Raw genomic sequence first — 16,967 nt, forward strand, 5'->3', positions numbered from 1 at the left:
TTTTTACGCAGGGCGGCTGATCTCGGCGAACGTCGCCCGCACATAGGCCGCCAGATCGGAGGGGGCGAGCTTGAGCTGCAGGCCGCGGACTCCGGCGCTGATATAGATAAAGGGATGTTCGGAGGCCGATGCGTGGATGTAGGTCGGAAAGGCTTTCTTCATGCCGATCGGCGAACAGCCCCCGCGGATGTAGCCCGTCACGGGCAGCAGCTCCTTCATCGGAATCAGATCGGCCTTCTTGTTGCCCGAGACCTTTGCCGCGGCTTTCAGGTCGACCTCGTGGTCGCCCGGCACGACGCAGACGAAACAGCCCGTGCGGTCGCCGCAAAGTACGAGGGTCTTGAAGACGCAGGCGATCTCCTCGCCGAGTTGTTCGGCGACGTGCGTGGCGGCGAGGTGCTCCTCATCCACCTGATAAGGGATCAGTTCATAGGCGATCTTCGCGCGGTCGAGCAGCCGCGCGGCATTTGTCTTTTCCACTTTCCGATGTGCCATATTGTTCCTTTTATCGGCTAATCTGCCGCAAAGGTAATTCAAATTCCCCCGATCTGTACATTTTTGCTACATTTGTCGCAATATGATGCCAAGAACGATCATCGTATTCCTGCTCGGGATACTCTGGGCGGCAGGCGCCCCGGCACAAACCACGCGTGTCCGGGGTCAGGTGACCGATGCCGCCAGCGGAACGCCCCTGCAATTCGTCAGCGTCGTATTCCCCGGCACCACGACGGGCATCATCACCGACGAACAGGGCATCTACGCCCTCGAAACCCGCGACACGGTGAGCCGCGTGCAGGCCTCGATGGTCGGTTACGCCACGCTGACCCGGCCGGTGACGCCCGGAGTGTTCAACCATGTGGATTTCGCCCTCGAAGCCGTGGAGTTCAGCATCGGGCAGGTGGTCATCACCCCCGGCGAGAACCCCGCGCACCCGATCCTCGACGGCGTAATCCGCAACAAGCCGCAGAACGACCCCGACCGCTACGACTCGTACCGATGCCGCACCTATACCAAAATGGAACTCGACCTGACGAACATCAAGCCGCAGTTCCGGAGCAGGCGGCTCCAACGCAATTTCGGCTTCGTGTTCGACTATGTCGACACCTCGGCGCTCACGGGTCAGGCCTACCTGCCGGCGATGATCTCCGAATCGACGGCCGACCTCTACCGCAGCCGCCGTCCGGAGTTCAAGCGCGAGGTGATCCGCGCCAGCCGCGTCTCGGGCGTCGAGGACAGTTTCGCCGTGGCCCAGTTCACGGGCGGCATGCACGGCGACGTGAATTTCTACGACAACTTCATCGACATCTTCAACGTGCGTTTCGCCAGCCCGCTGGCCGACGGAGGCCGCGCGTTCTACAACTATTACTTGGTGGACAGCATCACGCTCGGAGGCCGCAAGACCTATAAAATCCGCTTCCACCCCAAGCGCCTCACGACCCCGGTGCTCGACGGCGAGGTCAACATCGACTCGGCGACCTACGCCCTGCAATCGGCGTCGGCGCGCATGCCCAAGGGTGTTAACGTCAACTGGATCAAGCATATGATGCTCGAGAACGAAAACCGGCAGACCGCCGACGGCAGTTGGTTCCGCAGCCGCGACCGCGTGTCGGCGGAGTTTTCGATCTCGGAGGCCGATTCGTCGAAGCTCACCTCGTTCATCGGCACGCGCGAGGTGGCTTACAGCGACGTGCGAATCGGCGAACCCATTCCCGACGAGGTGCTGCGCATGGACAACAACGTCGTGGTCCGCGACGAGCAGCCCGCCCGGCACGACGAAGCCTACTGGGAGCAGATACGTCCCTACTCGCTGAGCGAGAAGGAGAAAGGCATCTACTCGATGGTCGACTCGGTGCAGCATGTACCGCTCTACCGCAACATCTACACGTTCATCAACACGGTGATCGTCGGCTACTGGAACACGAAATACATCGGCATCGGCCCCTACTACAAACTCGCCAGCTTCAACAAACTCGAGGGTTTCCGCATGCAGTTGGGCGGACGCACCACCACCCATGTCAGCCGCACGGTGCGCGTCGGGGGCTATGTGGCCTACGGCACGCGCGACGAGGACGTGAAGGGCGGCGGCAGCGTCGAACTGGCCTTCAACCGCCGGCTGACCCACAAGCTGACGCTCTCGGCCCGGCACGACGTGATGCAGTTGGGAGCCGGACAGAACGCCCTGACGGAGAGCAACATCCTCTCGTCGATCCTCTCGCGCGGCGACCAGCGGCTCTCGATGGTCAACCGCGGCGAAGCGGTCTACGAACACGAGTGGTGCCACGGCGTGAGTTCGTTCGCCGGAGCGCGCATGCAGCGCATCTTCGCCAACCGCTATGTCCCGATGCTGAGGCCCGACGGCACGCCGGTCAACTCGGTGTCGGACGTCGCCATGAGCGTCGGCCTGCGCCTCTCGAAGAACGAGACGGTCTACCGCATGCCTTTCGACAAGCAGTCGATGGGCTCGGTCTACCCCATCCTGACACTCGGATTCACGGCCGGAATACGCGACGCCCTGTCGGGCAGCCACGAGTACTACCGCCTCGACGCCGGCATCCGCTACAAGCCCGAACTGCCGCCCGTGGGCTATTCGGACATCACGGTGCAGGGCGGCCGCGTCTTCGGCAAAGTCCCCTACCTGCTGCTCAAACTCCACGAGGGCAACGGCACCTATTTCTACGATCCCTACGCCTTTTCGTGCATGAATTTCTACGAATTCGCCTCGGACGCTTGGGTGGCGTGGTTCTGGGAGCACCATTTCAACGGCATCCTGCTGGGGCGTCTGCCGCTCATCAAAAAGCTCAAATGGCGCGAGGTACTGGTCTGCAAGGGGGTCTGGGGCACGCTGTCGCGCGAGAACAACGGCTCGCTGGCCGGAACGCAGGCCGACCTGCTGTTCCCCGTGGGCATGACCTCGGTGTCGGACCCTTATGTCGAGATGGGATTCGGCGTGGAGAACATCTTCAAACTCTTCCGCGTGGACTGCATCTGGCGGCTCACGCACCGAGACCCCACGCCCGGGCAGGACATGCAGAATTTCGCCGTCAATCTCAGCCTGCGGCTCAAATTCTGATCTCCTCCCGCGGAGGTGTCGGGGATTTTGACTACCTTTACGCTGTCAAAATGAAAACAACAATGAAAAAAGCGGCCCTGTTCGACATGGACGGCACGCTGGTGGACAACTCCCCGGTGCACGTCCGTGCCTTCGAGCTATTTTGCGCCCGTTACGGCGTCAGCGACTGGAAAGAGAAACTGGCCGATAGTTTCGGCATGGGCAACGACGACATCATGCGCGCCGTCATGCCCGAGGAGATCATCCGCGAAAAGGGCATCGCGGCGCTGGCCGACGAAAAAGAGGCCATCTACCGCGAGATATACGCCCCCGACATCCACCCCGTCGAGGGGCTCGTCGAACTACTCGAACGGCTCCGCGCAGCGGGTGTCCGCTGTGCCGTGGGGACATCGGGTCCCATGGCCAACATGGATTTCGTGCTCGAAAAGTGCGCCATAGGCCCCTACTTCGACGCGAAGGTCTCGGGCGACATGGTCACGCGCTGCAAACCCGATCCGGAGATCTATCTCACGGCCGCCGCCGCGCTGGGCGTCGCGCCCGCCGACTGCGTGGTCTTCGAGGATGCCAAAGCGGGTCTGGAAGCCGCCCGCCGGGCCGGAGCGGGCCGCATCGTGGCCCTGACGACCACCCTGCCGCGCGAGGTGCTGGAGCGCGAAACCCCGGCCGATGTGATCGTCAACAACTTCGCCGAGCTGACCGATCCCGACGCCCTGCTGGCATAACCGATCGAAACAAACAACCGAAAAGGCCGGGAATTCCCGGCCTTTTTCCGTTTTTCCGGATATTATCCGGAAAATTTGCTATTTTTGCGCGGTTTAATTCCGACTGTTATGTTCAAAGGCATCGCCACCATCCTGCTGCTCGTCGTCTCCAACGCCTTCATGACGCTGGCGTGGTACGGGCACATCGCTTTCAAATCCCGGCTCGAACGCTTCGGAATAATGGCCATCGTCCTGCTGAGCTGGGGCATCGCGCTGTTCGAATACTGTTTTCAGGTCCCCGCCAACCGCATCGGAAGCGCCGAATTCGGCGGTCCGTTCTCGATCTGGGAGCTGAAAGTGATTCAGGAGGTCGTGTCGCTCTCGGTCTTCACCGTCTTTGCACTCGTCTTCATGAAATCCGACACCCTGCGCTGGAACCACCTCGCGGGATTCCTCTGCCTGATCTTAGCCGTCTATTTCATTTTCCGCAAATAACGCCAGTTCGTCGGCCCGCCCGCCGCGGATCAGCGGCAGGGCCCGGCGAATCCTCTCCGCAGGCCACTCCCACCACTTTATTCTCAGCAGGCTTTCGACCGTTGCCGGGTCGAACCGGTATTTGATGACCTTGGCCGGGACTCCGCCGACGATGGCATAGGGAGGCACGTCGCGCGTCACGACGGCCCGCGAAGCGACGATCGCCCCGTCACCGATCCTCACACCCGCCATCACGACCGCTTCATAGCCGATCCACACATCGCTGCCGACGACGATGTCGCCCCGGTTGTCCCACGCCGTGGCCACCTCCGACTTGTCGATGCCCCACTCCCCGCCCCAGAAGATCGGGAACGGATAGGTCGACAACGATGAGAGCGTGTGGTTGGCGCTGTTGAAGAGAAACCGTGCGCCGCAGGCCAGCGAGCAGAATTTCCCGATGACCAGCCGGTCGCCGTTCACCGGATAGTGGTACAGCACGTTGTTGCGCTCGAAATCGACGGGGTCGGTAACGAAATCGTTGTAGATCGTCCACTCGCCGACCTCGATATTGGGGTTCGTGACGACCTCTTTCAGATAGACCGTCTGGCGGTCCCCCTCGCGGGGATAGATTTTATTTTTCATTTCGTTTCAATTCGATATTCGGCAAAAAGCCCGTGATGACGCCCAGCAGGGGCAGCAGCGTGCTGACCCGGAAGATGAACTCGATGCTCGTCCGGTCGGCCAGCCATCCGAAGAAGGCCGAGCCGAGGCCGCCCAGTCCGAACATCAGCCCGAAGAAGACCCCGGCGATCATACCGACCTTGCCGGGCATCAGGTCGGTGGCGTAGACCAGAATGGCCGAGAAAGCCGACGAGATGACCAGTCCGATGATGACGGCCAGCACGATGGTCCAGACCAGACCGGCATAGGGAAGCATCAGCGTGAAGGGCGCCGCGCCGAGAATCGAGCCCCAGATCACATATTTGCGCCCGATACGGTCGCCGACCGGTCCGCCGATGAGCGTTCCCGCCGCCGAAGCCGCAAGGAAGGCGAAAAGGCAGTACTGCGCCCCCTGCACCGACATCGAAAATTTATCCATCAGGAAAAAGGTGAAATAGTTGGTCATCGAGGCGATGTAGAAATACTTCGAGAAGACCAGCACGCCCAGAATGACGAGCGCATTCCGGATCGTCCGTTTCGACAGCCCGGGCCCCGCGGCGCTCGCTGCGACGGCCGATTTGCGGGCCGAGAGGGCCAGTTGCCGTTTGTACCAGTTCCCGATCTTCACGAGGATGAAGATGGCCAGCAGTGCGGCCAGCGCGAACCACCCGATCGAGCCTTGTCCGAACGGAATCACGATCAGCGCGGCCAGCAGAGGTCCCATGGCGCTTCCGGCGTTGCCGCCGACCTGAAAGATCGACTGCGCCAACCCTTTGCGGCCTCCCGAGGCGAGCTGCGCCACCCGCGAGGATTCGGGATGGAAGACCGACGAGCCGCAGCCGATCAGCCCCACCGACACGAGGATAAGCGAGAATCCGGGAGCGACAGCGAGCGCCAGCAGTCCGCACAGCGTGAAGCACATCCCCACGGCCAGCGAATAGGGCCGCGGATGGAGGTCGGCCAGCCGTCCGGCGACGGGTTGCAGGAGCGACGAGGTCATCTGGAAGACCAGCGTGATGAGGCCGATCTGGGCGAACGTGAAGCCGAACTTCTCCTTGAGAAGCGGATAGACCGCCGGAATGACCGACTGCATCATGTCGTTGAGCAGATGCGTGGCGCAGACCATCAGCAGGATCGGATAGACCGTCCGGCCCGGCCGGCTCATTTCTCCCGGTCCTTCCGCCATATCTGGTACGAGTTTACGAAGTTTTGCCATACAGCTATGATCAAAATCAGGCAAATGTTTATTGAAATATTTCCCGAAAATAAATTTTCAAATATACGAATAAATCCATACGAAACCAATGAAGAATCGTAGTCTATGTTTCTAATGTTCTTGAGCGGGAGACTTCGCAAGCCGGCAGCCCAACTGCGCCGGCACGGAATTGATGAAAAGGTCCTGTTTTTCCAACGCCTCGGCCAGCGGACAACTGGGGCCGGCGTCCTCGTCCCGGATGTCCGTATAAAAAATACGTTCCGTGATGACTTTCAGGCGGCCAAGCGCAGTTTTATTATAAAATAATTATTATCTTTGCGTAACGTAAAAATGATAATTACGACGCCGCGAATCAACCCCTTTGCAATCATTCGTATTTGCACTGAGTAAAAACATTCTCGAGAGCCTGAAGCCCCGCGGCAAACGGGCTTTGGAAACGTTTCTGAAATGTATCCATTCCCTACAGGCCGGGATTTCGTTCGATATGGCCGGCAATCCCTCGTTCAACGTACAGCTCGGAGATATTCAGTATACGGAGACCACCCTCGATGAGATTTTCAAATACCTGACAGCGGCAGACAAGCCCTGTATTGTTGCCATCGACGAATTCCAGCAGATAGCGGCCTACCCCGAAAAGAATGTAGAGGCCTTGTTGCGCACTTATGTACAGCGCTGCCCCAACGTGCATTTTATCTTTGCCGGGAGTCAGCGGCACACGATGGGTAAGATATTTACGAGCGCTTCACGGCCGTTTTATCAGAGTGTTTCGATGATGCATCTGGAGAGCATCGGCTTGGAGGAATATACCCGGTTTGCCCGGCAGCATTTCGAAAAGGCGGGTAAGGAGATTGAGAGCGCCGTCGTGAGAACGATATACGAACGATTCAACGGCATCACATGGTATATCCAGAAAATGCTCAACAGCCTCTATGCCATGACACCGCAGGGAGGCGTTTGCTCTGTGGCGATGATCGACGACGCACTGCGCAGCATCGTCGACTCCATGAAATATGCCTATACGGAAACCCTGTTCCGGATGCCGGAGCGACAGAAAGAGCTGCTTATCGCCATCAGCAAGGCTGGTGACGCGGAGTCGCTCACATCGGAGGCATTTCTCCAGAAATACCGTCTTTCGTCCGCAAGTTCCGTACAATCCGCAACCAAAGGACTTCTGGAAAAGGATTACATCACCCATGAACAGGGGAAATACCGCATTTACGACCAGTTCTTCGGCGTATGGCTGAATGAGAATTATTAGAAACAGTTCGCCGAGCGGAGTATTTGAAAAATTGAGGCAACGATTTAGCAACCGTGCGAATTTCAGCGTATTGCGTTGCTATGCTGTCAAATAACTCTTTCTTGAATACAAAAGAATACACAAAACAGACACGAACAAAAATCATTGCTCGTGTTTGTTTAACGATATAAACGACAGCTTAAAAGAAATTTCCGAATACAAGTCCCGAAATGGCAGCCATAATGATAACCAAAGCTACATAAACATCGGCACTTCGGTCAGGGAGGCAAAATACATGAACGCTCCCGTGAAACTTGCGAAGAAGCTGGATAGCAGCGAATTTCCACCGACCGCCCACTCAATCCACTTATTAGGGATAACTCCGGCACTGCAAAGGGGTTGAACGGCAGACGCCCGTCGTTCCTCGCTATGGAAACGATGTGTTTCAGCACAATCATGTAGCCCCAAACGGTATTGGTGCGGCATTTCTTCTCCGTGCGCAGGAAATACTCGAAGTCGTTGATGAATGTGAGGTTGAGTTCCTTTAACGGAATGTCCTCACCGTCATCCAAGACGAAAACCGTACTCTCCACAGGGTATGTTCACAACAGAGTTGCACAAAATATGAAGCAATCGTAAGGATTCAAGATGAAAATCAATAAAGGAACAAAAGCATACGGATTACTTCCAACCACTGAAGAATTACGAGCAAGGTAAAAATATAGCAGCCTGAAAGAATACTCAGACTGCTATATTTTCGTGCAAACAAACGATCAATTGCCTGCAAACCATGTCTTGAATTCGTTGACGCGGAGTTTGCTGACGAGGATTTTGTCGTCGGTCGGGATTTTGAGGTTGATGGCCAGCCGGTTATTGAACCAGAGATCGAGATCCCGTACCGCGCTGCGTGATATGAGATATTGCCGGTTTGCCCGGAAAAAACGTGCCGGATCGAGACTCTCTGTCAACTCGTCGAGCGTATGTGGAAGGACATAGCTCTCACGGTCGCTGACGACAGCTTTGGTGGTACCGTCGGCAATGTAGAAATACTGTACCTGTTCTACGGCCAGCGGCAAAAGTTTGTCGCCTTTATGCGGAATCAGAAAGTGCGTTTTATAACTTTCGCGTTTTTGCAGGCTGCGAATCAGCATTCCGAGCGACTTTTCGGCATCCGACGCCGCATGAAGCGTATGCATTTTCTCAAGAGCCTGCTGCAAATCAGCGGCTCCGATCGGCTTGAGCAGATAGGAAATACTATTGACTTTGAACGCCTTGAGTGCATACTCATCATAAGCCGTCGTAAAGATGATCGGACAGGTAATCTGCACATGTTCAAAAATCTCGAACGAAGACCCGTCTGCCAGATGGATGTCCATGAAAACCACATCCGGAGCCGGGTTAGCCCCGAACCACATGACACACTCCGTAACGCTGTCGAGCACGGAAACAATCTCCGTTCGAGGCGCGACTTCGTCCAAAAGCGCCTTCAGGTTGCGTACAGCAGCTTTTTCGTCTTCGATGATCAGTGCTTTCATGGTATGGGACGGTAGAGTGGAAGCCGGACACAGAACCGGCCGTCTTCGTTCGATATGTGAATTTCTCTCTGCCACAGCAGGCGGTAGCGTTTGGCCAGATTGTCCAGCCCGATGCCCGGCCCTGCGGCGGGTGTGCGCTTGGCCTGTATGGGATTGCAGACGACGAGCGTTTCGCCTTCGGTGCGAATCGAGATCGTCAGCGGATTGCGGTTGCTGATTTCGTTGTGCTTGATGGCGTTTTCGATGAGTAGCTGTACCGACATCGAGGGCAGCAGCAGTTTCGACATGGACGCGTCGATATCGATCCTGAAGGCCAGATTTTCCTCGTAGCGCATTTTCATCAGGAAAATATACGCTTCGGCGAACTGCATCTCCTCGGCCAGAGTCACGCTCTGCACATCGTTCCCCTGCAACGTATAGCGCAACACATGCGACAGCTCCTGCGTGTAGTCGAGGGCCTTGGGCGGCGATTCGCGGATCAGAGACTGAAGCGTGTTGAGCGAATTGAAGAGCATATGGGGATTCAACTGATTCTTGAGCGACTCGTACTGATGGCGCAGGCTCTCCATACGCAGTTCCTCGTTCTCCACGATGATGCGCTGCTGCTTGATGATCAGATGAATGATATAACTGCTTCCGGTGACGATACAACTCATGATGAAATCGCGCAGCGGATGCAGGTAGTGGTGCACCATTGCGTCGATGGCCGGGATATCGAACTGATGGTGAAGCCATACGAAGAGTTGTCCGAACAAACTGCTCGCGGCCCATGTCAGCAGGAACGACAGCACCATTTTGGTCGTCGTCACGCGAACCAGCGGCGTGTTGAAGCGGAAAATACGCCGGTTGATCCAGAAGAGCAGGAGCAGCGAAACAAATGTGAACAAAATCTCGTTGATCACGTCCGACGGTTTCATGTCGGGGAACAGGGCGTGCTGCTCGAAACTGTCCGAAAGCGAAAGCACCTCCGGAAAATGGATCAGCACGGACACTACCGCCGAGATGATCAGCGTGGAGAGCGTGTACCGGTCTTTGAATAAAACGAGGGCTTTCATAATGCAAAAGTAATATTATTTCCGGTTTACGCGAGCCGTGACATACATCCCGGGACGGAATTGCGGATTCTGCCCCGTTATACGGGCATAGACTTCGATCGAGCGGTTTTCACTGTTGACCTGCTGGCCGATTACCGTCACCACGGCGTGGAAAACCTCGTTGCCCATACCGTTGACGCGGAATTCGATCGCATCGCCGATTTGCAAATGCTTCAGATCCTTCTCGTAAGCTGTCAGGCGGAGCATCGTATTGCTTTTGTCCACGATCTCACAGAGCGGTTCACCGGCACTGAAATGCCTGCCGACATTCATCCGTACGTCGGCCGCATAACCGCTGATCGGAGCTTTGATTTCAAGACAGGGGACAATCCCTTTCGACAACAGGCTGACGGTGTCTATACCCAGCAGCGAAAGCTGGGCTGCAGCCGCATCCATGCGGCTGCGCATCGAAAGATAGTCGGCCTTGCTCTGCTGGAAACGCTTCTGCGAGGCAGCCTCTTCGCGCGACAGAACCTGCTGGCGCAGAAATTCGGCCCGCAGGAATTCGCATTGCGCATGGCTGTCGAGATACGTCTGCTGCAAAGCGATGAATGCGGGGTTCTCCAGCGTCGCCAGCAGGGCACCGCGTTTCACATAGGCTCCGGGCAGCAGCGAGGTGCTGCGGATCGTACCGTCCATCGTCAGCGTCACCGTGGCATGGCTCTGCGGCGGGATTACGAGCGTGCCGTTGAATGAGGTTTGATTCGGCACCGACGTGGCGCCCGATGCGGCGTCGACTTCAGGCGCCGGTTCCGCAGCGGTAGCAGCGACTACCGTGTCGGCCGGTTCCGCCGCGGCAACGGTCGCCTGCGGCGTGTTTTGCCCCGAACAGGCGCAGAGGAGAAAGGCGAAAGGAATGAGTATCTTTTTCATGGTGAGTATATTTATCGGTATAATTCGTATTCGAGTGCGGCGATGTTGTACTGATTGAGGGTTTCGATGTATCCGCGGCGGATTTCGAGCGCCGAATTCAGGCTCATGATATATTCCGCAACGCTCGTCTCGCTGTTTGCAAACTGGAGCTCGGCGGCACGCATCAGCGCGTCGGCTTCGGGCAGCGCCGAACCGACATAGTAGCGCAGACTTTCGTCATAGCGGCGCAGGCTGGCCTGCAATTCGGCAGTGCGGTTGGCCAGTGCGCGCAGATTGGCTTCGGCATCGTTGCGGGCGATGTAAGCATCGGCTTTGGCCTGACGGATACGGCTGCGCTGCGTATTGAAGAAGATCGGGAACGAAGCTCCGACAACATAGGCGTTCAGCCCCTTGTCGGGCAGGATGTTCTGGCGCTGGTAGCCCAGCGACAACTCGGGGAAGAAGCGGCTCTTCTCGACTCGCGCACGGACCATAGCTTCTTCGGCCTGCGACTCGAAATAGTTACGGTAGACTTCGGCCGGAGCCTCGGATGGCGCAGCGAAGCGTGTCAGTACGCTGTCCGCGGGGACGAGCGGAGTATCGGCATAGCAGGCCCATTGCAGACGCGCTGCGGCCACCTTATGCTCCTCCTGAGCCTGAAAAAGTTTATTGCGCATCTCGGCGGCCATCGTAGCCGTCATGCTGCGTTCGAGGCGGGTGATATCGCCCTGTTCATAGCGCAGTTCGCCCGTGCGGAGCAACTCTGCGGCGAGTGTATTCTGGTCGGCATAGAGGGCACAAAGCTCCTGTGTGTAGAGATAGTAGGACCAAGCACGTTTGACCTCGGCAACGATTTCGCGCCGCACCAACTCCTTGTAATAGGTTCCGGTCGCTGTTTGCTGACGCACAAGGGCATTCTTATAAAACGGGGTCATAAGTGAGCCTATCGACTGTGTGACACTGATCTGACGGTCGTTACGTTCCGTGCCGTTGAGTTGTCCGAAAGAGTAGTCCACGGTCGTCGGAGCCAGTTCCCACGACTCTCCGCGCATGGCGCGTGTGCGCTCGATGGCCGCTTCGGCCGATTTGAGACGCGGGTGGTTTTCAAGCGACATGGTGACGGCCTGATCGAGCGTTATGCGCTGCTGGGCCTGCCCGCCGAGCGGCAGCAGTGCCAACATCACCACGCCCAAGAAGGGAAATAGTTTGCGTATCATCGGATTACGTTTGAGAAGGGCAGCCGAGCCGACCAGTTTATAAAATACAGGGACTACGAGCAGCGTGAGCAGCGTCGAGACGATCAGTCCGCCGATTACGACGGTTGCCAGCGGGCGCTGAACCTCGGCGCCCGCCGTGGTGGCGACAGCCATCGGGACGAAGCCCAGCGAAGCGACCAGACCCGTCAGGAATACGGGACGCAGCAGGTGGGGCGTGCCGTGCGCAATGACGCGGCGGGTAGAGAGGCGGTAAGGCGTCTTGTCGCGCAGGGAGTTGAAATGGTTGATCATCAGGATGCCGTTCAGTACCGCCACGCCGAACAGGGCGATGAATCCCACACCAGCCGAGATGCTGAACGGAAGTCCCCGCAGCCACAGGGCCAGAATGCCGCCGATGAGCGACAGCGGCACGGTCGAGAAGACCACCAGCGTATAGGTCACGCTCTTGAAGGCGAAGAAGAGCAGCAACAAGATCAGCATCAGTGCCACGGGAATCACGATGAGCAGCGTGCGAATGGCGTTTTGAAGGTTCTCGAACTGGCCGCCGTACTCGAAATAGTAGCCCGGCTTGAGCCGAATATTCCGGTCGAGGGTCTGGCGGATACCCGCCACGACTTGCTGAATATCCGCGTCGCGGACATTCACGCCGATTACCACGCGGCGCTTCGTGGCGTCACGGTTGATTTGCAGCGGGCCGTTCACCAGATCGATCGTCGCCACTTCGCTCACCGGAATCTGGATGCCCTCAACCGTGCGGATGAACAGCCGGTCGAGGTTCAGGTCGGCGACTTTCTCCTGATCGAGACGCACCACCAAATCGAAACGGCGCTCATTCTCGAAGACCGTACCGGCAGCCTCGCCCGCATAGGCCGAGCGGATGATGGTGTTCAGCTCCTCGATGTTGATGCCGTAGCGGGCGATCTTCGAGCGGTCGTACTCCACCACCAACTGCGGAAGTCCCATGGCCTGCTCCACAAGTACGTCCGATGCGCCGGGGATCTGCTCGACGAATTTCGCGGCTTCTTTGGCCTTGGCATACAGTTCGGCCATATCTTCGCCGTAGAGCTTGATGGCAATATCGGCCTTGGCACCGGTCATCAGTTCGTTGAATCGCAACTGAATGGGCTGGCTGAAGTTGAATTCCGCGCCGGGTATCGTATCGAGCGCGGCCTTCATCTTCTCGACCATCCCGGCGCGCGACGAAGCGCTCGTCCACTCCTCGAAGGGTTTCATCACGATCATCACGTCGGCATCCTCCACGGCCATCGGGTCGGTCGGAACCTCCGCCGTGCCGATTTTAGCCACGACGTGCCTGATTTCCGGGAAATTGTCCATCAGCGTTTGCTCCGCCTTCTCCGAGAGCTCGATGCTCCGCGTGAGCGAACTTCCGGCCGGAAGGGTCATCTGCATGGCGAAATCACCCTCGTCAAGCGTCGGGATAAACTCCGCACCCAGCCGCGTGAAAAGCAAGAGACTTCCGACAAGCGCCGCGAACGACATCCCGACGGTCGTCCAACTGAACCGCAGGCAGACTTTCAGGCACCGCTGGTAAATCCCATTCAGCCATTCGAAGAAACGGTCGGCCAGCGTGCGTTTGGTGCTGATGCGGCGTTTGAGGAACAACGAGGCCATCATCGGCACATAAGTCAGCGACAGGATCAGCGCCCCGATGATGCAGAACACGAGCGTCTTGGCCATCGGTGTGAAATATTTGCCCTCGATGCCCGTCAGCGTCAGAATCGGGAAGAAAACGATCAGGATGATGATGACGGCAAAGGTCGCCGAGCGGACTACATTGCCTGCGCCCGAAATAATCTGCTCGTCCATCTGCTTCGGGGAGAGCGTCTTGCCGAGGAACGACTTGCCGTATATGTGGGCGAGGATTCCCTCCACGATCACGATCGAACCGTCGACGACGATGCCGAAGTCAATGGCCCCGAGGCTCATCAGGTTGGCCGAGACATTAAATAAGCGCATCAGGATGAAGGCGAAAAGCATGGCCAGCGGGATGACCGACGCGACGATCAGGCCGGCGCGGATATTCCCGAGGAAAACGATCAATACAAGAAATACGATGACGGCGCCCTCGACGAGGTTGCGTATCACGGTCGAAATGTTACGGCTCACCAGCTCCGACCGGTTCAGGTAGGGACTGATCGAAACCCCTTCGGGCAGCATCTTCTGGATTTTTTCCACGCGGCTCTCCAACTCCTTGGTAACCACGTTGGCGTTTGCACCCTTGAGCATCATGGCGATGCCGCCCACGCACTCGCCCTTGCCGTCGCGGGTCATGGCACCGAAACGCTTCGCCGAGCCGAATTTCACCGTTCCCACGTCGTCGATATGCACCGGAATGCCGCCGCGGTTGGCTACGACGATTCGCTCGATATCCTTGAGTGAGGAGATCATGCCCTCGGAGCGGATGTAGTAGGCCCGATCGACCTTCTCGATATAGCTGCCGCCCGTGTTCTGGTTATTGCGGTTCAGGGCCTCGAACACGTCGCCGATGGTGATGTTGAGCGAATAGAGCGCATCGGGGTCGACTGCCACCTCGTATTGCTTGAGATAGCCGCCGAAGCTGTTGATTTCGACGATACCCGGGATGCCCGACAACTGGCGCTTGACGATCCAGTCCTGAATCGTGCGCAGCTCCATCGGGTCATACCGATCCTCGTAACCCGGTGCGACATCGAGCGTATACTGGTATATTTCGCCCAGCCCCGTGGTGATGGGCATCATCTCAGGCGTACCCAATTCCGGGGGTATTTCCCCCGCTACGGTCTGTATCTGTTCGTTGATGAGCTGCCGGGCGTCGAGGATCGGGACACTTTCCTTAAAGACGACCGTTACGACCGACAATCCGAAACGCGACACGGAACGAATCTCCTCGACGTTCATGATATTGCTCATCGCCACCTCGACGGGGAACGTGATGAGCTGCTCGACTTCCTGCGGAGCCAGCGTCGGAGAGATCGTCACGACCTGCACCTGATTGTTCGTAATGTCGGGCACGGCGTCCACCGGAAGCGTGAGCATCGCATAGATACCTCCCGCCAGCAGGAAGAGCGTCGTAAGTCCGACGAAGAGTTTTTTCGTGACCGCAAAGCGGACTATGGCATGGAACATTGCACCGGAAAATTAATGATTTTGACAAAAATAGCTCGTCACACCCGGTGCTGTGTGGAAAAAATGGCGAAGTGTCCGATTTGCGGGATGAACGGCCCCAATGAAGTCGTGAAATGAATCCGGAACGTTATAGAATCTCTTACTGAAACACGAAAATAAAGTTTACCCTACCTAAAACGAAGATTTGAGATACCACGATAGTCGGCGATTTATTTTCCAGCAGTCCGCAAATCGAATTTACAGAATATCCGCTGCGCGAAAGCAGCAGGCTGCGTCGGAAGAAAACGAAATTACCCCACTTAAACAAGATAGTTCATATCTTTTCGCTTTCTCCGGCACCATCAATATCTCCATAAGCCCGCATGGTAAATGCGAACTTTCGGACTGGATACATGATTATCAATCAGACGATTAGACAGAATAAAAAAATACCGCTATGGATTTGATTTCCATAGCGGCACTTCCGAATAAAAGGCTTATTTACCCGTTTCCTGCAACAACATGCCCGTTGTCAGCATTAAATCGACATGCGCCATTACCAGATCATAGCGCGCTGACAGCAAATCGACAGCCGCGTTGAAATAGCTGATCTGTACATCGCGGAAGTCGAACTGCGAAAGCGTTCCGGAAGCGAATTTCTGCTCCGCGATCCGCAGGCTCAATTCAGAGGTCGCCAACTGCTCCTCCCGCAGGCCGACCAGTTCACGACGAAGCAGGAAAGCGTCGTATTGCTTGTCGACATCATAACTGACCGAAAGTTTCATATCTTCGAGCGACAGTTTCTCGATTTCATGGTTGATCTGCGCCACCCGCACGGCACGCCGCCGCTGACTGCCGTTGAAGATGTTGAATGAAATCTTCGCGGAAACATAAGGCTGTATCTGACGGTTGTCGATTCCGGCAGCCCGATTGTAAGCGTAACCGGCTCCCACGCCTACATTCAGGCTCGGATAATAATCCGAACGGGCGACGAGCGTCTCCTCGGCACGAAGCCGGATCGCAGCATACTGTTTGCGGATCGAGGCATTGTCGCTTTGCGCGATCCGGTGCAGTTCGGCCGGATCGAACCGTTCGTCGATCGCCGGAATGCTGTCCGTCAGCGTCCAATCGCCTCCGCGCTCCACGGCAAGCAGGAATCCCAACTGCCGGCGGGCGTCCTCATAACTGTTTTTCTGACTCAGATAGGTGGCCCGGTCCTGCAACCAAGCATTCTTCGCCTGCAACAATTCGAGATTGCGGACCACGCCCAAGTCCGCCGCATGCTGCTCGCGGCGGAACCGGTCCATGGAAGCGTCCATCAACTGTTGCGCAATCGTCACCTTTTCCGATTCCAGAACAGCCTGATAATAGGCCGAGATGATCGACCGCACCGTATTCTCGATCAACACGGTCTGCGAACCTTCGGCCTGTTCCTGCGCCGCATCGAGTTTGGCTTTCGTACGCCACACCCGAAAACCGCCGAAAAGAGTCCACGACAAGTCGAGGCTGGGCTGCACGGTCAGCGTTGAATAATCCGCCGCGTCCGACCCCTGCGGCATCGTACGGCTGAAATTGGCGGAGGCTCCGACCGCTACGGACGGATAAAGTCCGGCGGCGCCCCATGTGTTGTTCACGGCCGAAGTCCGGGTTTGCAGCTCGCCGACTTGAAGATCGTAATTGTTCCTCAACCCGATATCGATGGCTCTGGCCAGTGTCAGAGCGTTTCCGTTCTGTGCAGCCGCCGGCTGCCGCACGGCTCCGAACAAACAGATCGCCGCACAAAGTACACTATATCGCATCATAGTT

General features: G+C 57.1%; 12 protein-coding genes and 2 pseudogenes. 4 read left to right on the plus strand and 10 right to left on the minus strand.

The features are described from left to right. Positions 1-3: 3 nt before the first annotated feature. Entirely contained in the window at positions 4-495 is a 492-nt protein-coding gene (ybaK, locus tag BN5935_RS12915) for a Cys-tRNA(Pro) deacylase (protein WP_064976457.1), read from the minus strand. An 82-nt stretch (positions 496-577) separates the two neighbouring features. Between ybaK and BN5935_RS12920 the strand changes: the two genes are divergently transcribed. From BN5935_RS12920 to BN5935_RS12930, 3 genes are all read left to right on the plus strand, one after another. Beyond that, entirely contained in the window at positions 578-3,070 is a 2,493-nt protein-coding gene (locus tag BN5935_RS12920; RefSeq protein WP_064976458.1) for a DUF5686 and carboxypeptidase-like regulatory domain-containing protein, read from the plus strand. Between the two features lie 62 nt (positions 3,071-3,132). Beyond that, on the plus strand, positions 3,133-3,792 hold the full coding sequence (locus BN5935_RS12925) for an HAD family hydrolase (protein WP_064976459.1): 660 nt from the start codon (positions 3,133-3,135) through the stop codon (positions 3,790-3,792). A 108-nt stretch (positions 3,793-3,900) separates the two neighbouring features. After that, the gene (locus BN5935_RS12930; protein ID WP_064976460.1) at positions 3,901-4,266 is read left to right on the plus strand and encodes a DMT family protein; all 366 of its coding nucleotides are present in this window, start codon (positions 3,901-3,903) and stop codon (positions 4,264-4,266) included. Here BN5935_RS12930 and BN5935_RS12935 read toward each other — a convergent pair. The 3 genes and pseudogenes from BN5935_RS12935 to BN5935_RS15750 all read right to left on the minus strand — a co-directional run. Then, entirely contained in the window at positions 4,237-4,887 is a 651-nt protein-coding gene (locus BN5935_RS12935; RefSeq protein ID WP_064976461.1) for a CatB-related O-acetyltransferase, read from the minus strand. The two genes, BN5935_RS12930 and BN5935_RS12935, sit on opposite strands and share 30 nt — an antisense overlap. Continuing rightward, positions 4,877-6,070, minus strand: a complete 1,194-nt coding sequence (locus tag BN5935_RS12940) for an MFS transporter (protein ID WP_064976954.1) — start codon at positions 6,068-6,070, stop codon at positions 4,877-4,879. The genes BN5935_RS12935 and BN5935_RS12940 overlap by 11 nt, the downstream gene beginning before the upstream one ends. Before the next feature lie 189 nt (positions 6,071-6,259). Further along, a pseudogene (locus BN5935_RS15750) lies at positions 6,260-6,400 on the minus strand (PRTRC system ThiF family protein); the annotation flags it as partial. An 82-nt stretch (positions 6,401-6,482) separates the two neighbouring features. Here BN5935_RS15750 and BN5935_RS12950 point away from each other — a divergent pair. Next, complete coding sequence (locus BN5935_RS12950) at positions 6,483-7,379, plus strand: AAA family ATPase (RefSeq protein ID WP_064976463.1); 897 nt, start codon at positions 6,483-6,485, stop codon at positions 7,377-7,379. Positions 7,380-7,747: 368 nt separating this feature from the next. On the opposite strand, the pseudogene BN5935_RS15270 reads toward BN5935_RS12950, so the two are convergent. From BN5935_RS15270 to BN5935_RS12980, 6 genes and pseudogenes are all read right to left on the minus strand, one after another. Continuing rightward, positions 7,748-7,918, minus strand: a pseudogene (locus BN5935_RS15270) (phage integrase SAM-like domain-containing protein); the annotation flags it as partial. A gap of 213 nt (positions 7,919-8,131) precedes the next feature. Then, positions 8,132-8,893, minus strand: coding sequence for a LytR/AlgR family response regulator transcription factor (locus BN5935_RS12960; RefSeq protein WP_064976465.1), 762 nt, complete (start codon positions 8,891-8,893; stop codon positions 8,132-8,134). Beyond that, the gene (locus BN5935_RS12965; protein WP_064976466.1) at positions 8,890-9,948 is read right to left on the minus strand and encodes a sensor histidine kinase; all 1,059 of its coding nucleotides are present in this window, start codon (positions 9,946-9,948) and stop codon (positions 8,890-8,892) included. Before BN5935_RS12965 ends, BN5935_RS12960 begins: the two co-directional genes overlap by 4 nt. Positions 9,949-9,963: 15 nt before the next feature. After that, the gene (locus BN5935_RS12970; RefSeq protein ID WP_064976467.1) at positions 9,964-10,860 is read right to left on the minus strand and encodes an efflux RND transporter periplasmic adaptor subunit; all 897 of its coding nucleotides are present in this window, start codon (positions 10,858-10,860) and stop codon (positions 9,964-9,966) included. 11 nt (positions 10,861-10,871) lie between these two features. Beyond that, complete coding sequence (locus BN5935_RS12975; RefSeq protein ID WP_064976468.1) at positions 10,872-15,182, minus strand: CusA/CzcA family heavy metal efflux RND transporter; 4,311 nt, start codon at positions 15,180-15,182, stop codon at positions 10,872-10,874. Positions 15,183-15,658: 476 nt separating this feature from the next. After that, positions 15,659-16,963 carry a TolC family protein gene (locus tag BN5935_RS12980; RefSeq protein ID WP_235821105.1) on the minus strand — a complete coding sequence of 435 codons (1,305 nt, stop codon included), beginning with the start codon at positions 16,961-16,963 and terminating at the stop codon, positions 15,659-15,661. Between the last annotated feature and the right edge of the window lie 4 nt (positions 16,964-16,967).

Origin of the sequence: Alistipes provencensis (assembly GCF_900083545.1) — a bacterium.
Lineage (GTDB): Bacteria > Bacteroidota > Bacteroidia > Bacteroidales > Rikenellaceae > Alistipes > Alistipes provencensis.